Source organism: Streptomyces sp. AC512_CC834 (assembly GCF_019049325.1).
In the GTDB taxonomy this organism is placed as follows: domain Bacteria; phylum Actinomycetota; class Actinomycetes; order Streptomycetales; family Streptomycetaceae; genus Streptomyces.
In genome coordinates this window covers 249583-266191 of sequence record NZ_JAGMUO010000014.1, presented here as the reverse complement: position 1 = coordinate 266191, position 16609 = coordinate 249583, and the positions used below count along the sequence as shown (strand labels likewise).

Sequence of the window (16609 nt, the reverse complement as noted above, 5' to 3'; positions counted from 1 at the left end):
CGGCTCCTGTTCTGTCTCCCCGCTCAGCAGGCTGCGCGCGGACCGGCCTCCCTGAGCCCTGCCTGAAATATCCCCCAGGATGCCGGGCCGAACCGGAGTATCGCCCCACCGAGACCCTTGGAGTCACGCACGGCTACGGTGCCGGGGATGTTTCGGGCGACTTCGACACACTCCTGACCGGCATCCCCGCCGCTGTAACTGGAGCTGTCGAACTCGAACTCGGTCATCGCGCCTACATCTCCTTGCGAATCGTTTCCATCAGGTCGAGGGCATTGCGTTCCGCCAACCCCACCCGCGCGATGCGGTCGAAGCTGCGCCGGTGCCTGGCGGCATCCTCCTCGCTCTCCAGCCAGAGGGTGGAAGAGGGTACGTCCATGTGTACGACATCCAGCGCGCCGGGTTCAGTAAACGAGACGATGCCGAATGCCCCGATCATGCCCGGATTGGCGCCCGCGAGCGAGGGCACCACCTGCACCTTCACGGTGTCGGTGCGGGCGGCATCCAGCAGATGCCCCAACTGGTCCCGCATCACGTCCCGGCCACCGACGAGTTGACGCAGCGCTCCTTCGTGTATCACGGCCCACAACTCCAGTGGGTGTTCCGACCTCAGCCTTTCCTGTCGGGCCAGCCGGGCCTCCACGAACGGATCGATCTCACTGGGGTCCTCCCAGGAACCGGCACCGACCGCTACCGCTCGCGCATAGTCGGGCGTCTGCAACAACCTTGGTATGAAGCCGAGTTGCCAGGCGACGCCGTACTGGCCGCGAGCGAGTTGTGTACCAACGCCCTGCTGCACGGATGTCTACGGGACCGGCTGTTCCGGGTGAAGACCTCCCTCGCCGGCACTGTCCTGCGTATCGCCGTCACCGACCCCCGGGGCGAACGCCTCCCGGGCGCTGGCCGGCAAGTGGGCGGTGAAACAGCTCATCGTCGGCAAAACGGCGTGGGCCGAGATGACGGTGAGCAGGAGGGTTCGTGCGTAGTGTGATGAGCTGCTTCAGCAGGTGCCCGTAGCGGTAGTGTGTTTCCACTGGCAAGGAAGGCGGGGATGACGGCCGAGTGGCTCAGGACTTGCGCGATCCGGTGCGGGGACCCATCACCGCCGGAGCCGAAGGCCTGGCACAGCAACCCTCGGCAAGCCCTCTCAGATCATCTTCCCGACGAGCATCGAGAGATGATCGAGACCGTAACTGGAGGTTACGGTCCTAGCGTTTCCGCAGGTAGAGGGTGGCATCGAGACTTGCACATCGTCTCTCTCCAAAGTCTCGTTCTCCTCACCAACACCTGTGTCAAACCGGTCTGCGCCCCTTAACCACTGGTGTACACAGGCCCTCGTGGACTCGACACTGGACGCGTACACCCGTGACCAGGCGACCGACCTCTCGGACATCGCCCGTTTCCGCCAGTTGCCCCAGCAGAACCGAGGAAGCCGATGTCCGACAGCGTGAGAGGGCTGGCCAGCGTTGCGCCGGAGGTCCGGGACCGGTTCGTTGTCCGGTTCGGAGCCGAGGTACTCGCCTGGTGCGATGAGTTGCCCGCTCTCGTGGGCAAACTCGCTGCCCGCTGGGATCTGACTGTTGTCGCGACAGACGGAGGAGGGACCTCACGGGTATTCCGCTGCCTCAAGCGTGACACCCGCACCTCGGTGTGGCTGAAACTCACGCCGGATCCCAGGGTTGCTCAAGAAGAAGCCGAGGCCTTGCGCAACTGGGCGAATACGCCCTCCGTTGTCACGCTGCTGGCACAGGATCAGGCCGCTGGAGCGCTGCTGCTGGCGGACGTGCAGCCGGGAGTGCAGGCGACGCGGCGTGCCTGGGATCTGGCTGAGGTAGCGGTCCTGCTGGGGGACCTGCGGAGTACTCAGCGCACGCCGCGTGAGCACTCCGTACTGCGGCCTCTTTCACACCGCGTCGACTTCATATTTGATTTGACCGACCACAGGCTCGCGGCGGCCAATGCCGGAGGCCCGGCTGCCTCGGCGCTGCTTCTACAGGCCCGAGCGGCAGCGTTGGAGCTCGCCGTCGAGGGGCCCGTGGGACTCGTACATGGTGATCTGCATCCAGCCAACGTGTTGTCCGGTCCGGACGACCGCCTGGTGGCGATCGATCCGCGCCCCACCTGGGGCGACCCGGACTTCGACGCCGTGGACTGGGTACTTCACGGGGTCACCGATCTCGCCGTGCTGGAAGCAAGGATCGAGGAGCTGGCAGCGCTGGTCCCCGGCCAGTCTCCGCAGCGTGTGCTGGGTTGGTGCCGAGCCCTGTCCGCTGCCACCGCGGTCCCCAGGATGTGCGCGGGGCGGGACGACGCGGAGACTCGGTTCCTCATGTCGCTGGCCGTCGGCTGATCCGGATGGCACCCTCGTCGTCGGCGCGGCGCGCCAAGGACGCCGCGTGCGCGGGTCGGCACAGCCGGTCGACCGATGCAGCGGTTTTCGCTCATATTCGCCCGCAATCATGAACATCTCTGACCTGGCTGGCATATGCCCCTCCTGCGCCCTACGTTCCGCGGCGGAGGTGATTCGCATGAACGAACCCAGCAAACGACAGAACTCCGGCGAGCGGCACGAGGCGATCGACGTCAGCGATTTCGTGTACGCGGCCACCGGAGCCCGGGTGCGGAGGCTGACCATGCCGGACGGAAGCCACTGGTTTCCTGCGGTGGACGTCTGCAAGCAGTTGGGCTACACCACGCCCCGAAAGGCGCTCATCGATCATGTCCCGGAGGGGCATCGAGACAATCTCGAGACAGTGACTGGAGGTCACTGTCTCAGCATTCCCGCAGGCAGGAGGTGGCGACGAGACTTGCAACTGATCGATCTCCAAGGTCTCATCCTCCTCGTCAACGCCTGCACCAAACCGGCCTGCGCTCCCTTCAAGCAGTGGGTCGCCGAAGTCATCGAGACCGTGCAGCGCGAAGGTTCGTACTCTCTGGACGAGGCCGAGGTACAGCCCGCCGGGCCCGGTACACCCATCGCCTACGCCATGCCGGACCAGGTGGCCGAGGCCATCGTCCGGCTGGAAGCGCACAACCTTCAACTGGATGAGGAGCTGGCCGAGGGACAGCGGGTGTCGATCGCGTTGCAAAGGGAGATGCTGGCAACGCAGCAGACCACTCTCGCCACCCAACAGGCCACCCTCGCCGTGCAGCAGGCCATGGTTCGGGCGATGGAACGCATCGCGGACCGGTTCGACACCCTGGTCCTCCAGCGCGGGACGGCGGGCGGTCGCCTCGCCCCGGCACCCACCACGGAGTCGGTGCTGGCCGACTGGCGGCAGCGGTTGTCCGTGACGGAGGACGTGTGGACGGTGGCCCGGGTCATCGCGCCGGTGCTCGTCGAGAAGGGTGAGCTGCGGGAGCCGCTGGAGTCGATCGCCGCCCGTACGGGGCTTTCGGTGCGCCGGGTGAACGAATGCCTCCGGCTGTTGCGCACACACGCCTGCATTCGCTCGCGGGGCGGGGCCGAGGACGGGGCTCCGGTGTACGTGCTGCATCAGGTCTGAGCCCGGCACGACGGGAGGGGCGCCGCAACTCGAACTTGCGGCGCCCCTCCCGTCATGAACCTACTGGGTTCGTGGCATTCACGCCCAGCTCATCAACCGCTTCGGCTGCTCCAGAACCGCCGCCACGTCGGCGAGGAACTTGGAGCCCAGCTCGCCGTCGACCAGGCGGTGGTCGAAGCTCAGCGCCAGAGTGGTTACCTGACGTGGCTTCACCTTGCCCTTGTGGACCCACGGCTGGAGCTTGATGGCGCCGACCGCGAGGATCGCGGACTCGCCCGGGTTGAGGATCGGCGTGCCGGTGTCGACGCCGAAGACGCCGACGTTGGTGATGGTCACCGTGCCGCCCTGCATGGCGCCGGGGCTGGTCTTGCCCTCCCTCGCCGTCGACACCAGCTCGCCCAGGGACCCGGCCAGTTGCGGCAGCGTCTGGGCGTGGGCGTCCTTGATGTTCGGGACGATCAGGCCCCGCGGGGTGGCGGCGGCGATGCCCAGGTTGACGTAGTGCTTGACCACGATCTCCTGGGCGGCCTCGTCCCAGGACGCGTTGACGCCCGGGTTGCGCTTGATCGCGACCAGGAGGGCCTTGGCGATCAGGAGGAGGGGGTTCACGCGCAGGCCCGTGAACTCCTTGTCCTGCTTCAGCTCCTCGACCAGCTTCATCGTGCGCGTCACGTCGACCGTCACGAACTCGGTGACGTGCGGCGCCGTGAACGCCGAGCCGACCATCGCCGCCGCCGTCGCCTTGCGAACGCCCTTGACCGGGATACGGGTCTCGCGCGCCGTGTCGTACGAGGTCGGCGACGCCGCCGTCGGGGACGGGGACGGGGCGGGCGCGACGGTGGCGGGGGTCGCCTCCGGGGCCGCGACCGCCGCGTGGACGTCCTCGCGCGTGATGATGCCGTCCGGGCCGGAGGGCACCACGGTCGCCAGGTCGACGCCGAGGTCCTTGGCCAGCTTGCGCACCGGCGGCTTGGCCAGCGGGCGCTCGCCGGCGGCCGGAGCGGCCGGAGCGGGCTGTCCGTGGCCGTTCATCTCGGCCTGGATCGCGGCCGCGGCCGACGGGGCCTCCTGGGCCGGGGCCTCGGCACCCTTGCGGGGGCGGCGGCGGGTCGCGGAGGTGGACACCCCGTACCCGACCAGGACCGGCTGGCGGCCCTCCGGCTTCTTCTCCTCCGCCTCGGCCGGCGCCTCCTCGACCGGAGCCGGGGCCGCCTCCTGCGCGGGCGCCTCGGCCGCCGCACCGTCGCCGACGGCCACCGCGATGATCGACGTGCCCACGTCGACCGTGGTGCCCTCGGGGAAGTGCAGCTCGCGGACCACGCCGTCGTAGGGGATGGGCAGTTCGACGGCGGCCTTGGCCGTCTCGACCTCGCACACCACCTGGCCGTCGGTGACGGTGTCACCGGGCTTGACGTACCACTTGAGGATCTCGGCCTCGGTCAGTCCCTCGCCCACGTCGGGCATCTTGAACTCACGCACGGAGCTGTCCGTCATCGTCGTCACGCTCCCCTCCTCAGTACGCCAGCGAGCGGTCGACGGCATCCAGCACCCGGTCCAGGTCGGGCAGGTACTCCTCCTCCAGGCGGGCCGGCGGGTACGGGGCGTGGTAGCCGCCGACCCGGAGCACCGGGGCCTCCAGGTGGTAGAAGCAGCGCTCCGTGATCCGGGCCGCGATCTCCGCGCCCGAGCCCAGGAACACCGGCGCCTCGTGGACCACGATCAGGCGGCGGGTCTTCTCCACCGACGCCTGGATCGTGTCGAAGTCGACCGGGGAGATCGAGCGCAGGTCCACGACCTCCAGGGAGCGGTCCTCCTCGGCCGCCGCGTCGGCGACCTCCTGGCAGAGCTTGACCATCGGGCCGTACGCGGCCAGCGTGAGGTCGCTGCCCTCGCGGACCACGCGCGCGGTGTGCAGCGGGCCCGGGATCGCCTCGGCATCGACCTCGGCCTTGTCCCAGTACCGGCGCTTGGGCTCGAAGTAGATCACCGGGTCGTCGCTCTGGATGGCCTGCTGCATCATCCAGTACGCGTCGGCCGAATTCGACGGCGAGACCACCTTCAGGCCCGCCACGTGCGCGAACAGCGCCTCCGGGGACTCGGAGTGGTGCTCGACCGCGCCGATGCCGCCGCCGTAGGGGATGCGGATGACGACCGGCATCTTGACCTTGCCCAGCGAGCGGGCGTGCATCTTCGCCAACTGGGTGACGATCTGGTCGTAGGCCGGGAAGACGAAGCCGTCGAACTGGATCTCCACCACCGGACGGTAGCCGCGCAGGGCCAGGCCGATGGCGGTGCCGACGATGCCGGACTCGGCCAGCGGGGTGTCGATGACCCGGTCCTCGCCGAAGTCCTTCTGCAGACCGTCGGTGACCCGGAAGACACCGCCGAGCTTGCCGACGTCCTCGCCCATGATCAGGACCTTGGGGTCCGAGTCCAGCGCGCGGCGCAGCGATTCGTTGATCGCCTTGGCCAGCGCCATCTTTTCCGTTGCCATGTCAGACCCCCTCTGCCTCTGCGAACGATGCCTGGTAGGCGGCGAACTGGGCTCGCTCCTCGTCGACGAGCGCGTGCCCGTCCGCGTACACGTTCTCGAAGATGGCGAACCGGTCCGGGTCCGGCATGGCACGGACCACTTCGCGCACTCGTTTGCCCAACGCCTCGCTCTCCGCCTCCAGTTCCCCGAAGAATCCCTCGTCCGCGTGGTTTGAGGACTCCAGGAAGCGGCGAAGGCGCAGGATCGGGTCCTTCGCCTCCCAGGCGGCCCGCTCGTCGTCGTGCCGGTAGCGGGACGGGTCGTCCGAGGTGGTGTGCGCGCCCATGCGGTACGTGTACGCCTCGATCAGCGCCGGGCCCTCACCGCGCCGCGCCCGCTCCAGCGCCCACCGGGTGACCGCGAGGCAGGCCAGCGCGTCGTTGCCGTCGACGCGGACGCCGGGGAAGCCGAAGCCCTGGGCGCGCTGGTAGAGCGGCACCCGGGTCTGCTTCTCGTTGGACTCGGAGATCGCCCACTGGTTGTTCTGGCAGAAGAACACCACCGGCGCGTTGTAGACGGCCGCGAAGTTGAACGCCTCGCTGACGTCTCCCTGGCTGGAGGCGCCGTCGCCGAAGTAGGCGATGACGGCGGAGTCCGCGCCGTCCTTGGTGATGCCCATCGCGTAGCCCGTGGCGTGCAGCGCCTGCGAGCCGATGACGATGGTGTACAGGTGGAAGTTGTTGCCGTTGGGGTCCCAGCCGCCGTTGTTCACGCCGCGGAACATGCCGAGCAGGTTGGTCGGGTCCACCCCGCGGCACCAGGCGACGCCGTGCTCGCGGTAGGTCGGGAAGACGTAGTCGTCCTCGCGGGTGGCGCGGCCGGAGCCGATCTGGGCGGCCTCCTGGCCCAGCAGGGAGGCCCACAGGCCCAGCTCGCCCTGGCGCTGCAGCGCGGTGGCCTCGGCGTCGAAGCGCCGGGTGAGCACCATGTCGCGGTACAGGCCGCGCAGCTCGTCGGGGGTGATGTCGGCGACGTACCCGGCGTACTCGGCGTGGGGTGTGTTCTTGCCGGGTTCGACGCGCTCGCCCTCGGGCGTCAGCAACTGCACCAGCTCCGTCTCCGAGCCCTTCTCGGCAACGGTACGGGTGGTGGTGCGGGTGGTGGTGCGAGTGGTGCGAGCGGTGCGCTTGGCACCGGTGCCGGCCTTGCTGCCGGTGGTACCGGCCGCCTTGGTGCCGGTGGTACCGGCCGCCTTGCTTCCGGCGCTGCGTCGCGGCTTGCCCGCGGCAGTGCTCTCGGTCACGTGTGCTCCTCCGTCGGTCCGGCCCCCGGGTTCGCCGGAAGCCAGTGCGGCTCACCTGCGGCCCGGCGGACGCACAAGGGTGGGTGCGGCCCGGTCGGGAACAGGCGTGACAGGTGCCCCGGCGAGCGCCCTGCGAACAGCACGTTACCCAGTGCTCCACATTTCTGTGAAACCCCTCCTGACCTGCGTTTTTACTCGGATATCCAAGTAAATCGGCGAAGGGCGGAAGTTTTACTGGTCACAGCCTCGCAGGGGGCCGGAACAACGGCACGTTATCCCGGCCACCCCGGGCACGGGAAGAGTCGGTGTGTGAGACTGACCGCGTGCGCGAAGACGGAAAAATCCGGGTATTCCTCCTCGACGACCATGAGGTGGTCCGCCGCGGGGTGCACGATCTGCTCTCGGGCGAGGCCGACATCGAGGTGGTGGGCGAGGCCGGTACGGCGGCCGACGCGCAGGCCCGGGTCGCGGCCACCCGTCCGGACGTCGCGGTCCTGGACGTACGGCTGCCGGACGGCAGCGGTGTGGAGGTCTGCCGCGACATCCGCTCCCTGGACGAGTCCGTCCGCTGCCTCATGCTGACCTCCTTCGCCGACGACGAGGCCCTCTTCGACGCGATCATGGCGGGCGCCTCCGGTTACGTCCTCAAGGACATCCGCGGCGCCGAGCTGCTGAGCGCCGTACGGGAGGTGGCGGACGGGAAGTCGCTGCTCGATCCGGCGGCCACCGCGCGCGTGCTGGAGCGGCTGCGGGACGGCGGGAGAAAGCCCGACGACCGGCTGGCCCGGCTGACCGTGCAGGAGCGCCGCATCCTGGAGCTGATCGGCGAGGGGCTGACCAACCGCGCGATCGGCGAGCGGCTGCACCTGGCGGAGAAGACGATCAAGAACTACGTGTCGAGTCTGCTGGCCAAACTCGGCATGCAGCGGCGTTCGCAGGCGGCCGCCTTCGTGGCACGGCTGGAGGCCGAGAACCGCTGACGCGTCCCGTCAACCGCACCGTCACCGGCTCCGGCTCCGGCTCCGGCTCCGGACTTACTCGGGACTTACGTCCCCTCCTGCCGGGGCGGGCGACTCTGTTCCCGTTCCGCGCGCTCGCGCACAGTGAGCCCATGCCCTCCGAGTCCCTGCCCTCCGACGAACAGCTCGCCGTCGGCCTGCTCGGCCGTACCGCCTACGGCCGGGCGGCCACCACCATGCGTGCCCTGCCCTTCCTCGCCTTCGCGCGGCACATCGTGGCCGACGGCCGGATCCTGCTGCGCATGCCCAGGAGCTGGGGCTACCACCGGGTGTGCGCCGGGAGCGTCGTCGCCTACGGAGCGGACAACCTGACCTCCGCCCGGCCCGGCGAGAGCCTGTGGACCGTGCAGGTCCTGGGCCGGTGCGAGGACCACGAGCCGAGCGCCGCCGAGCTGGAGCGGTTCGGTCCCGCGCCGACCCTGGTGGACGGTGAGCCCTTCGTGCCCGCCTACCTGCGCCTCGACCCGCAGTTCGGCACGGTGCACTTCACGGACGGTGCGACCGGGCCCGCCTAGGCGAACGCAACGCGCGCGTAGGAAGGAGGAGCGGGGGGCGTCGGTTACTCGCCCGCCTCCCCGCCCGTCGGCTCACCACCGCCGGTCGGCTCACCACCGCCCGTCGGCTCACCACCGCCGGTCGGCTCACCATCGCCCGTCGGCTCACCACCGTCCGTCGGCTCACCACCGTCCGTCGGCGTGGACGGATCCGTCTGGCCGTCGGTCGGGTCACCGGTCGGATCGTCCGTCACGGTCTCCGACGGCGTCCACGTCGGTGTGTCCGGCTGCTCCCAGCCCCCGCCGGCGCCACCGTCGCCCGAGCCCTGCTCGGTGCCCGGGTCGGTGGTGTCCTCCGTCGCCTCGTCGCTGGGCGAAGGGCTGGGCGACTCCTCGCCGGTGCTCTGGGAGGTCGTCGCAGACGGGGTCGTGTCCGTCTCCTTGCCGCCCTTGTCGCCCTCGCCGTTGTTCAGGGCCAGCGCGACGCCCGCCGCGATGGCGATCACCGCGAAGACGGCCAGTATCCACAGCTTGCCGCGGCCGCTGCCCTTGTTGCCGCGGCCCTCGAAGCCGCCGTCGTCGCCCCCGCCGTAGCCGTGCGGCAGGATCGGCTGCGGGATCTGCGTGGTGCCCGAGCCGTGGTCGGGGTGCGGCATGACCGAGGTGCCCGCGAGGCCGGCCGCGGGAGTGTGCCGCCCGTCGTGCGCGGCGACCGGGCCGGTGTTCCAGGTGCCGGTGTGGCCGCCCTGCTCGTACAGCATCTGCAGCCCGTACTGGACCAGGCCGCGCATCTCCTCGGCGGTCTGGAAACGGTCGTCGGGCTCCTTGGCCAGCGAGCGCATCACCAGGCCGTCCAGCTCCGGCGGCACTGCGTCGGAGGCCTCGGACGGGGGCGTCGGGATGTCCTGGACGTGCTGGTAGACCACCGACAGCGGGGTCTCCCCGGTGAACGGCGGGCGCAGCGCGAGCAGTTCGTAGAGCAGGCAGCCCGTCGCGTACAGGTCGGAGCGGTGGTCGACGGCCTTGCCGAGTGCCTGCTCGGGGGAGAGGTACTGCGGGGTGCCCATGACCATGCCGGTCTGCGTCATCGTCGACTGGGCGCCGTGCAGGGCACGCGCGATGCCGAAGTCCATCACCTTCACCGCACCGGTGTCGGTGATGATCACGTTCGCGGGCTTGATGTCGCGGTGCACGATGCCGTGCTGGTGGGAGTAGGCGAGCGCCTCCAGCACACCGGAGACGATGATCAGCGCCTGCTCGGGGCCGGGCGCCTCGGCGTTGAGGAGGAGGTCGCGGATGGTGCGTCCCTCGACGATCTCCATCACGATGTACGGCACGGACTGGCCGCCGACGAAGTCCTCGCCCGAGTCGTACACGGCCACGATGGCATGGTGGTTGAGACCGGCCACCGACTGGGCCTCGCGCGTGAAGCGCGCCTTGGAGACCGGGTCCTCGGCGAGGTCCGCGCGCAGCAGCTTGACCGCCACGGTGCGTCCGAGCCGGACGTCCTCGGCGGCGAACACCTCGGCCATGCCGCCCCGCCCGAGTCTGCGGGTCAGCCGGTACCGGCCGTCGCCGACCAAGCCGCCGTTGCCCCAGATCTCCGGCGCGTCAGACATACCGCCGCCGGTGGCCTCGGGTTCGGACGGGTCCTGGGCGCGCTGCTGCTGTGCCATCGGTCCTCGCCGTCGTTTCTGCCCGCGGTGCGCGCGGTGTTGTTACGGTCTCCGTCGGCCACGCTACAGCCTCCGCGCTGGCCTCCGGTCCGAGATGGGCGCCGGGACCGGCACATGAGACGGACCGGTCATGAAACCCTGGTTCCGTACTCTCGTGCAAATTCTGTGTACCGGCAGCACGTCGGCTGTAACGCTTCCGCGACGCTTCTTTCGCGTACGGTCACGGAACGGGCACCGCGCTTGACGTGTCAGTGCCCTGGGGCAGACTTGGCCGGGAATAGCACTTTCGATCACGAGCGCGCGTGCCGCTGCCACCGGCGTTGCGGCGCCTATGGGGGACGCAGAGACATGAGCCAGGACGCCGGACAGGGACGGTACGCGGGGCGGGCACTCGCCGGCGGCCGTTACCAGTTGCGCGACTTGCTCGGCGAGGGCGGCATGGCCTCGGTGCACCTGGCGTACGACTCGGTCCTCGACCGTCAGGTCGCGATCAAGACGCTGCACACCGAGCTGGGACGTGAACAGGCCTTCCGCGAGCGCTTCCGCCGCGAGGCCCAGGCCGTGGCCAAGCTCACGCACACCAACATCGTCTCGGTCTTCGACACCGGCGAGGACGATCTGAACGGCCTGACGACTCCGTACATCGTCATGGAGTACGTCGAGGGCCGGCCGCTCGGCTCCGTGCTCGACGCGGACGTCCGGCAGCAGGGCGCGATGCCCGCAGACAAAGCGCTGAAGATCACCGCGGACGTGCTGGCGGCGCTGGAGATCAGCCACGAGATGGGCCTGGTCCACCGGGACATCAAGCCCGGCAACGTGATGATGACCAAGCGCGGCGTGGTCAAGGTGATGGACTTCGGCATCGCCCGCGCCATGCAGTCCGGCGTCACGTCGATGACCCAGACCGGCATGGTCGTCGGCACCCCGCAGTACCTCTCGCCGGAACAGGCCCTCGGCCGCGGCGTGGACGCCCGCTCCGACCTGTACTCGGTCGGCATCATGCTGTTCCAACTGGTCACCGGACGTCTGCCGTTCGAAGCCGACTCGCCGCTGGCGATCGCGTACGCACACGTGCAGGAGGAGCCGGTGGCTCCGTCCTCGGTCAACCGCGCCCTGCCGCCGGCCGTGGACGCGCTGGTGGCCCGCGCGCTGAAGAAGAACCCGAACGAACGCTTCCCCAGCGCCGAGACCATGCGGGACGAGTGCCTGCGTGTGGCGGCCTCCTTCCAGGCGGCCCCGCCGAGCATCGTGCCGGGCGCGGGCACGTCGAGCGGCGCGGGCGTCGGCTCCGCGGTGTTCCCGCCGGTCGACCAGGGCACCCCGGCGCCCACCGGTCCCGTCCAGACGCCGTACCAGCCGACGCCGACCCCTGGCCAGAACCCGTACGGCACCCCGGCTCCGGCGGCGCACTCGCCCGCGTACGGCTATCCGCAGCAGGCCGGCTACCAGACGCCGGCCCCGCCGCAGTACGGGCAGCAGCAGGGAGCGGCCACGCCGCCGCCGTACAACCTGACGCCGTCGGCCCCGGCCACCGGCTCCTCGGGCGGCGGCCGGAACAACAAGCAGGTGATCATCGGCTCGATCGTGGTCGCCGTCGTGGCCGTCGGCGCGCTGATCGGCGCGCTGCTGATGAACGGCGGCGGGGACGAGGACCCGGAGGCCGGCGGCGGTGGCGGCTCCGCGAGCGCGTCCGGGTCCGCGTCGCCCTCCAAGGCCGCGGGCTACCGCGGGCCGGACAAGACGAAGACGATCGAGAAGGACGAGTGCACCGAGCCGGAGGAGTCGTACAACGACCCCGACAAGATCAAGGTGCCGGAATTCACGTTCAAGTACATCGGCTCGGTCAAGGAGTGCTTCAACGCCGCGGGCTGGCAGATGAAGGTCGTCAAGGTCGACGAGAACACCTACGGCGAGGGTTCGATCCGGGACCAGTTCCCGACGGCCGGCACCGACGTGGACCCCGAGAACATGCCGGAGATCCAGCTCAAGGTCTCGACGGGCAACCCCGCCTCCGAGTGAGCGTGTGACAGCGGGCGAAGGGCCCGGCAGCGGGTGCGAGTGCTGCCGGGCCCTTCGCGATGTCGGTGGACGCGGTTCCGGTTCCGGTTCCGGTTCCTACGGGTGTGGACGCCGTTCCTACAGGTAGGGACCGCCGGAGCGGCCGCCCGGCTGCGGGGGCTCCTCGCCGTCCGGATCGCCGGCACCCGGCGGCAGCGCGCGGCGCATCTGCTCGAGCTGGGCCCGCGCGGCCATCTGCTGGGCGAACAGCGTGGTCTGGATGCCGTGGAACAGGCCTTCCAGCCAGCCGACGAGCTGCGCCTGCGCGATCCGCAGTTCGGCGTCGGTCGGGGTGCCGTCGTCCGTGAAGGGCAGAGAGAGCCGCTCCAGCTCCTCGACCAGCTCCGGAGCGAGACCGTCCTCCAGTTCCTTCACCGAGCTGGCGTGGATCTCCTTGAGCCGGACCCGGCTCGCCTCGTCCAGGGGCGCCACCCGCACCTCCTCAAGGAGCTGCTTGATCATGCTGCCGATCCGCATGACCTTGGCAGGCTGCTCCACCTGCTCGGTCACCGGAATCTCGCGGGAGTCGTCGTCCCCGCCGCCGCTGAGCGCCATTCCGTCCTGGCCAACGACCAGGATCTGGGGGTTGTCCGGCGACCTGTCGTTCCTCGGCATCTCCATGCCGCCATTGTCGCGCACCCGTGCACGGCGACCGGGTGGTGCCCCCCTCTCCTTCGCGCAAGCGGTCCCCGCCTCGTTCGGCGGGGTCCGGAATGCCGGTATCGCCGAGTGGTGTGAGGCTTGTTCCGTCGATTTGGATGATTTGGTCGATTTAGTTGTTTGGTTGATCTGGTTGATCTGGTTGATTCACGCGACTGGTTAGCACCGGGAGGGGGTCACCGACGTGACTCCATGGCTGCGCACGCTGCGAGCGACGGGCCTGGTGGGGGCCCTGGGGGTCGGCGCACTGGTGTCGCCGTACGGGGCGGGGCCGGCTCACGGCGCCGGGTTCACGGCGGTGCGGGCGGCGCCCTCCCCGGCGCCCTCCGCGCCGGGCCACGCTGCGGTGCCGGGGGCGACCGCCGACGCGGACGGCTCCGGCAAGCACGACGGTCGGGGCGGTCAAGAACGCCCCGGGCGCCCCGACGCCCACGAACGCCCCAAGCGCCCGGACGCCGGGTCCCCCTCCCGGTCCGCCGCGGAATCCGGCCCGGCGGGCAGCGCGGCGCGCGGTTCCCCCCCGCCCTCCCCCTCGCCGTCGGCGTCCGGCGCCACGGCCGACCCCGGAGCCTCCCGGGCGGGGAGCCTGCCGGGCGAGGGCAGGCAGCGGCCCGGTCGCGCCGAGGAGCGGGAGCGGGGGACAGAGCCGGACGGTACGGACAGGAACGGCGCCCACCGCACGGACGGCGACGGCGACAGCGACGCGGGTGTCTCTCAGGACCCGGCCACCGCCGTGCCGCCCGACGCGGCAGCCCTGATGCCCTCGGCCTCCCCGTCCCGGTCCCAGCCGCAGACCGGCGCGCACACCCAGGAGGCCACCGAGCCCGTACTGCGGGTCCTGCCTCTGGGCAGCGGCCTGGTCCTCGTCGGCCTCGGCCTGGCCCTGGCCCTCGTGGGTCTGCGCCTGCGCCGGGGGTAGACCGCCCCTACGGGGTGACCAGCAGCACCTTGCCGATGTGCCCGCTCTCCTCCACGACCCGGTGACCGTCACCGGCGTCGCTCATCGGGAGTTCGCGGTCGACGACCGGGCGGACGTGGCCCCCGGGGAACAGCGGCCAGACGTGCTCCCGTACGGCCGCCACGATGGCCGCCTTCTCCTCCAGCGGGCGGGCGCGCAGCGAGGTCGCGCTCACGGCGGCGCGCTTGGCGAGGAGGGTGCCGATGTCCAGTTCGCCCTTCCGGCCGCCCTGCATGCCGATGATCGCGAGCCGGCCGTTCACGGCGAGGGCCCGGACGTTGCGGTCGAGGTACTTGGCGCCCATGTTGTCGAGGATGACGTCGGCGCCCGCACCGCCCGTCGCGTCCTTCACCTCGGCGACGAAGTCCTGCTCCCGGTAGTTGATCAGGATGTCCGCGCCCAGCTCGGCGCAGCGTTCCAGCTTCTCCTTGGTGCCCGCCGTCACCGCGACCTTCGCGCCCACGGCCTTGGCGAGCTGGATCGCCATGGTGCCGATGCCGCTGGAGCCGCCGTGCACGAGCAGCGTCTCCCCGGGGCGCAGGTGCGCGACCATGAAGACGTTCGACCAGACGGTGCAGACCACCTCGGGCAGCGCCGCCGCCCACTTCAGCTCCACGCCCTGCGGCACCGGCAGTAGCTGGCCGGCCGGGACGACGACCTTCTCGGCGTAGCCGCCGCCCGCGAGCAGCGCGCACACCTCGTCGCCGACGGCCCAGCCGGACACGCCGGGACCCAGCTCGCTCACGCGCCCGGAGCACTCCAGGCCCGGATACGGGGAAGCGCCGGGCGGGGGATCGTAGAAGCCCTGGCGCTGCATGATGTCGGCGCGGTTGACGGCTCCCGCCGTCACCTCGACCAGGACCTCGCCCTCGCCGGGCACCGGATCGGGGACCTCGGCCCACACCAGCGCCTCGGGGCCTCCGGGTTCGGAAATCGTGATCGCATGCATGAGGGCGACGCTACTCCTGTGCCCGCGGTGTCCCCCCGCCGGAAAATCCCTGTGCGCCGGCGATGAGTTTGCGCGACGGTAAAGGTCTCCCCATGGGTAGCCCAAGAACGCGAAAGGAACACCGGCATGAGTACGCACACGTCTCACAATGCGGGCGGGCGGCGCGCGCGGGGGCTCTACAACCGCAATTGACTTGCTCTTCGGGCTGAAGTCCGAAGATTCTGGCCTTCCCGGCCGAGTTCTGTGCCGCTACGCGGCACGGGCATCGGTCGGGAATCCGTGGCTTCCTGTTTCTTCGCGCTGCGCCGGGATCGCTCCCGGTCTTACCGGCGCTCCGCAGGCCGATGCCGCCAGTCCGGCGGCCTGTCTGACGTTGATCGCGGCGTTGTGGTCCCGGTCATGGACGGCGCCGCAGGTGGAGCAGGTCCATTCCCGCACGTTGAGGGGTTTGGGCCCGTCCTTGACGCCGCAGCTGGAGCAGGTCTGAGAGGTTGGTTCGAACCGGCCGATCGTGACCAGGGCGCGGCCGTACCGCTCCGCCTTGTACTTCAGCATGCCCACGAAGGAGGACCATCCGGCGTCGTGCACGGACTTGGCCAGCCGGGTACGCGCCAGTCCCGCCACCGACAGGTCTTCCACGGCGATCCCTTGGTTCTCGGAGATCAGCCGCGTGGAAAGCTGGTGGTGGAACTCGCGGCGCGCGTCGGCGACCTTCGCATGGGCACGGGCGACCTTCAGACGGGCCTTGTCGCGGTTCTTCGATCCCTTCTGTTTCTGGGACAGCTCCCGCTGGGCCTTCTTCAGCTTCTTCTCCGCACGCCGAAGGAAACGCGGAGAGCCGATCTTCGTGCCGTCGGACAAGACGGCAAAGTGAGTGAGGCCGAGATCGATGCCGACGGTGCGGTCGGTTGTGGGCATCCGAGCCCCGTCGACGGCGGGGTCGGTGTCGACGACGAAGGAGGCGAAATACCTTCCGGCCGCGTCCTTGATCACAGTGACGGACGACGGCGTGGAGGGCAGGGTGCGGGACCACTTCACCTTCACCGCGCCGATCTTCGGCAGGCACAGGCGGCCTCCATCGGTGATGCTCCAGCGCGCGTTGGCGGTATACCGCACCGACTGCCGCGCATCCTTGCGCGACTTGAAACGGGGCTCACGCACCTTCGGTCCCATGCGGATGCCCTTGAGGGAGGCGAAGAAGGCGCGGTACGCGGCCTCGGCGTCCCGCAGCGACTGCTGGAGCACCACCGCGGACACCTCGCCCAGCCAGGACCGCTCGGCCGTCCGCTTCGCCTCGGTGATCAGCTTCCGCGACAGCTCCGCCACTGTCGGGAACGGCCGACCCGCCTTGCGGGCCCCCTCACGGGCACGGACCGCGTCGTTGAACACGACTCGGGCACACCCGAATGCCCTCGCCAACGCGATGCGCTGACCGGCATCCGGGTACACCCGAAACGCGTACCGAAGCTGCATACGAAGACCGTACAAACAGGCCACCGCAGCCGTAACCCGGAAC

Annotated in this window: 15 protein-coding genes; 6 read left to right on the top strand and 9 right to left on the bottom strand. The window is 70.1% G+C overall.

The genetic code is table 11. From position 1 onward, the window contains the following. Positions 1-23: 23 nt before the first annotated feature. Entirely contained in the window at positions 24-227 is a 204-nt protein-coding gene (locus KUM40_RS05245; protein ID WP_217163315.1) for a DUF397 domain-containing protein, read from the bottom strand. A 5-nt stretch (positions 228-232) separates the two neighbouring features. Continuing rightward, positions 233-796, bottom strand: a complete 564-nt coding sequence (locus KUM40_RS05240; protein WP_217163314.1) for a DUF5753 domain-containing protein — start codon at positions 794-796, stop codon at positions 233-235. A gap of 636 nt (positions 797-1432) precedes the next feature. Here KUM40_RS05240 and KUM40_RS05235 point away from each other — a divergent pair. Next, complete coding sequence (locus tag KUM40_RS05235; RefSeq protein WP_217163313.1) at positions 1433-2347, top strand: aminoglycoside phosphotransferase family protein; 915 nt, start codon at positions 1433-1435, stop codon at positions 2345-2347. A gap of 178 nt (positions 2348-2525) precedes the next feature. Next, a complete protein-coding gene (locus KUM40_RS05230) occupies positions 2526-3503 on the top strand; it encodes a Bro-N domain-containing protein (RefSeq protein ID WP_217163312.1) in 978 nt (325 codons plus the stop codon). 78 nt (positions 3504-3581) lie between these two features. Here the strand turns inward: KUM40_RS05230 and KUM40_RS05225 are convergent, their stop codons facing one another. From KUM40_RS05225 to pdhA, 3 genes are read right to left on the bottom strand one after another with little or no spacing between them, the layout of a single operon-like run. After that, positions 3582-5006, bottom strand: a complete 1425-nt coding sequence (locus KUM40_RS05225; protein ID WP_217163310.1) for a dihydrolipoamide acetyltransferase family protein — start codon at positions 5004-5006, stop codon at positions 3582-3584. A 10-nt stretch (positions 5007-5016) separates the two neighbouring features. After that, positions 5017-5982 (bottom strand): alpha-ketoacid dehydrogenase subunit beta, encoded by a 966-nt coding sequence (locus tag KUM40_RS05220; protein ID WP_217163613.1) that lies wholly within the window; start codon positions 5980-5982, stop codon positions 5017-5019. A 16-nt stretch (positions 5983-5998) separates the two neighbouring features. Continuing rightward, positions 5999-7279, bottom strand: a complete 1281-nt coding sequence (gene pdhA, locus KUM40_RS05215; protein ID WP_217163308.1) for a pyruvate dehydrogenase (acetyl-transferring) E1 component subunit alpha — start codon at positions 7277-7279, stop codon at positions 5999-6001. 323 nt (positions 7280-7602) lie between these two features. Between pdhA and KUM40_RS05210 the strand changes: the two genes are divergently transcribed. Both KUM40_RS05210 and KUM40_RS05205 read left to right on the top strand, forming a co-directional pair. Further along, positions 7603-8259, top strand: a complete 657-nt coding sequence (locus tag KUM40_RS05210; RefSeq protein ID WP_217163306.1) for a response regulator transcription factor — start codon at positions 7603-7605, stop codon at positions 8257-8259. 131 nt (positions 8260-8390) lie between these two features. Beyond that, entirely contained in the window at positions 8391-8813 is a 423-nt protein-coding gene (locus tag KUM40_RS05205) for a pyridoxamine 5'-phosphate oxidase family protein (RefSeq protein ID WP_254394549.1), read from the top strand. Between the two features lie 44 nt (positions 8814-8857). Here KUM40_RS05205 and KUM40_RS05200 read toward each other — a convergent pair whose 3' ends face one another. After that, on the bottom strand, positions 8858-10468 hold the full coding sequence (locus KUM40_RS05200) for a protein kinase (RefSeq protein ID WP_217163304.1): 1611 nt from the start codon (positions 10466-10468) through the stop codon (positions 8858-8860). 348 nt (positions 10469-10816) lie between these two features. On the opposite strand from KUM40_RS05200, the gene KUM40_RS05195 reads away from it, so the two are divergent. Next, positions 10817-12487 (top strand): Stk1 family PASTA domain-containing Ser/Thr kinase, encoded by a 1671-nt coding sequence (locus KUM40_RS05195; protein ID WP_217163301.1) that lies wholly within the window; start codon positions 10817-10819, stop codon positions 12485-12487. A gap of 117 nt (positions 12488-12604) precedes the next feature. Here KUM40_RS05195 and KUM40_RS05190 read toward each other — a convergent pair whose 3' ends face one another. After that, positions 12605-13147 carry a bacterial proteasome activator family protein gene (locus tag KUM40_RS05190; protein ID WP_217163299.1) on the bottom strand — a complete coding sequence of 181 codons (543 nt, stop codon included), beginning with the start codon at positions 13145-13147 and terminating at the stop codon, positions 12605-12607. 223 nt (positions 13148-13370) lie between these two features. Here KUM40_RS05190 and KUM40_RS05185 point away from each other — a divergent pair, with 223 nt between their 5' ends. Continuing rightward, positions 13371-14105 (top strand): hypothetical protein, encoded by a 735-nt coding sequence (locus KUM40_RS05185; RefSeq protein WP_217163630.1) that lies wholly within the window; start codon positions 13371-13373, stop codon positions 14103-14105. Between the two features lie 7 nt (positions 14106-14112). On the opposite strand, the gene KUM40_RS05180 is transcribed toward KUM40_RS05185, so the two are convergent. Together KUM40_RS05180 and KUM40_RS05175 are read right to left on the bottom strand one after the other, a co-directional pair. Then, a complete protein-coding gene (locus KUM40_RS05180; RefSeq protein WP_217163298.1) occupies positions 14113-15093 on the bottom strand; it encodes an NAD(P)H-quinone oxidoreductase in 981 nt (326 codons plus the stop codon). Between the two features lie 249 nt (positions 15094-15342). Further along, positions 15343-16566: an RNA-guided endonuclease TnpB family protein gene (locus KUM40_RS05175; protein WP_217163296.1), complete on the bottom strand. Its 1224-nt coding sequence runs from the start codon at positions 16564-16566 to the stop codon at positions 15343-15345. Between the last annotated feature and the right edge of the window lie 43 nt (positions 16567-16609).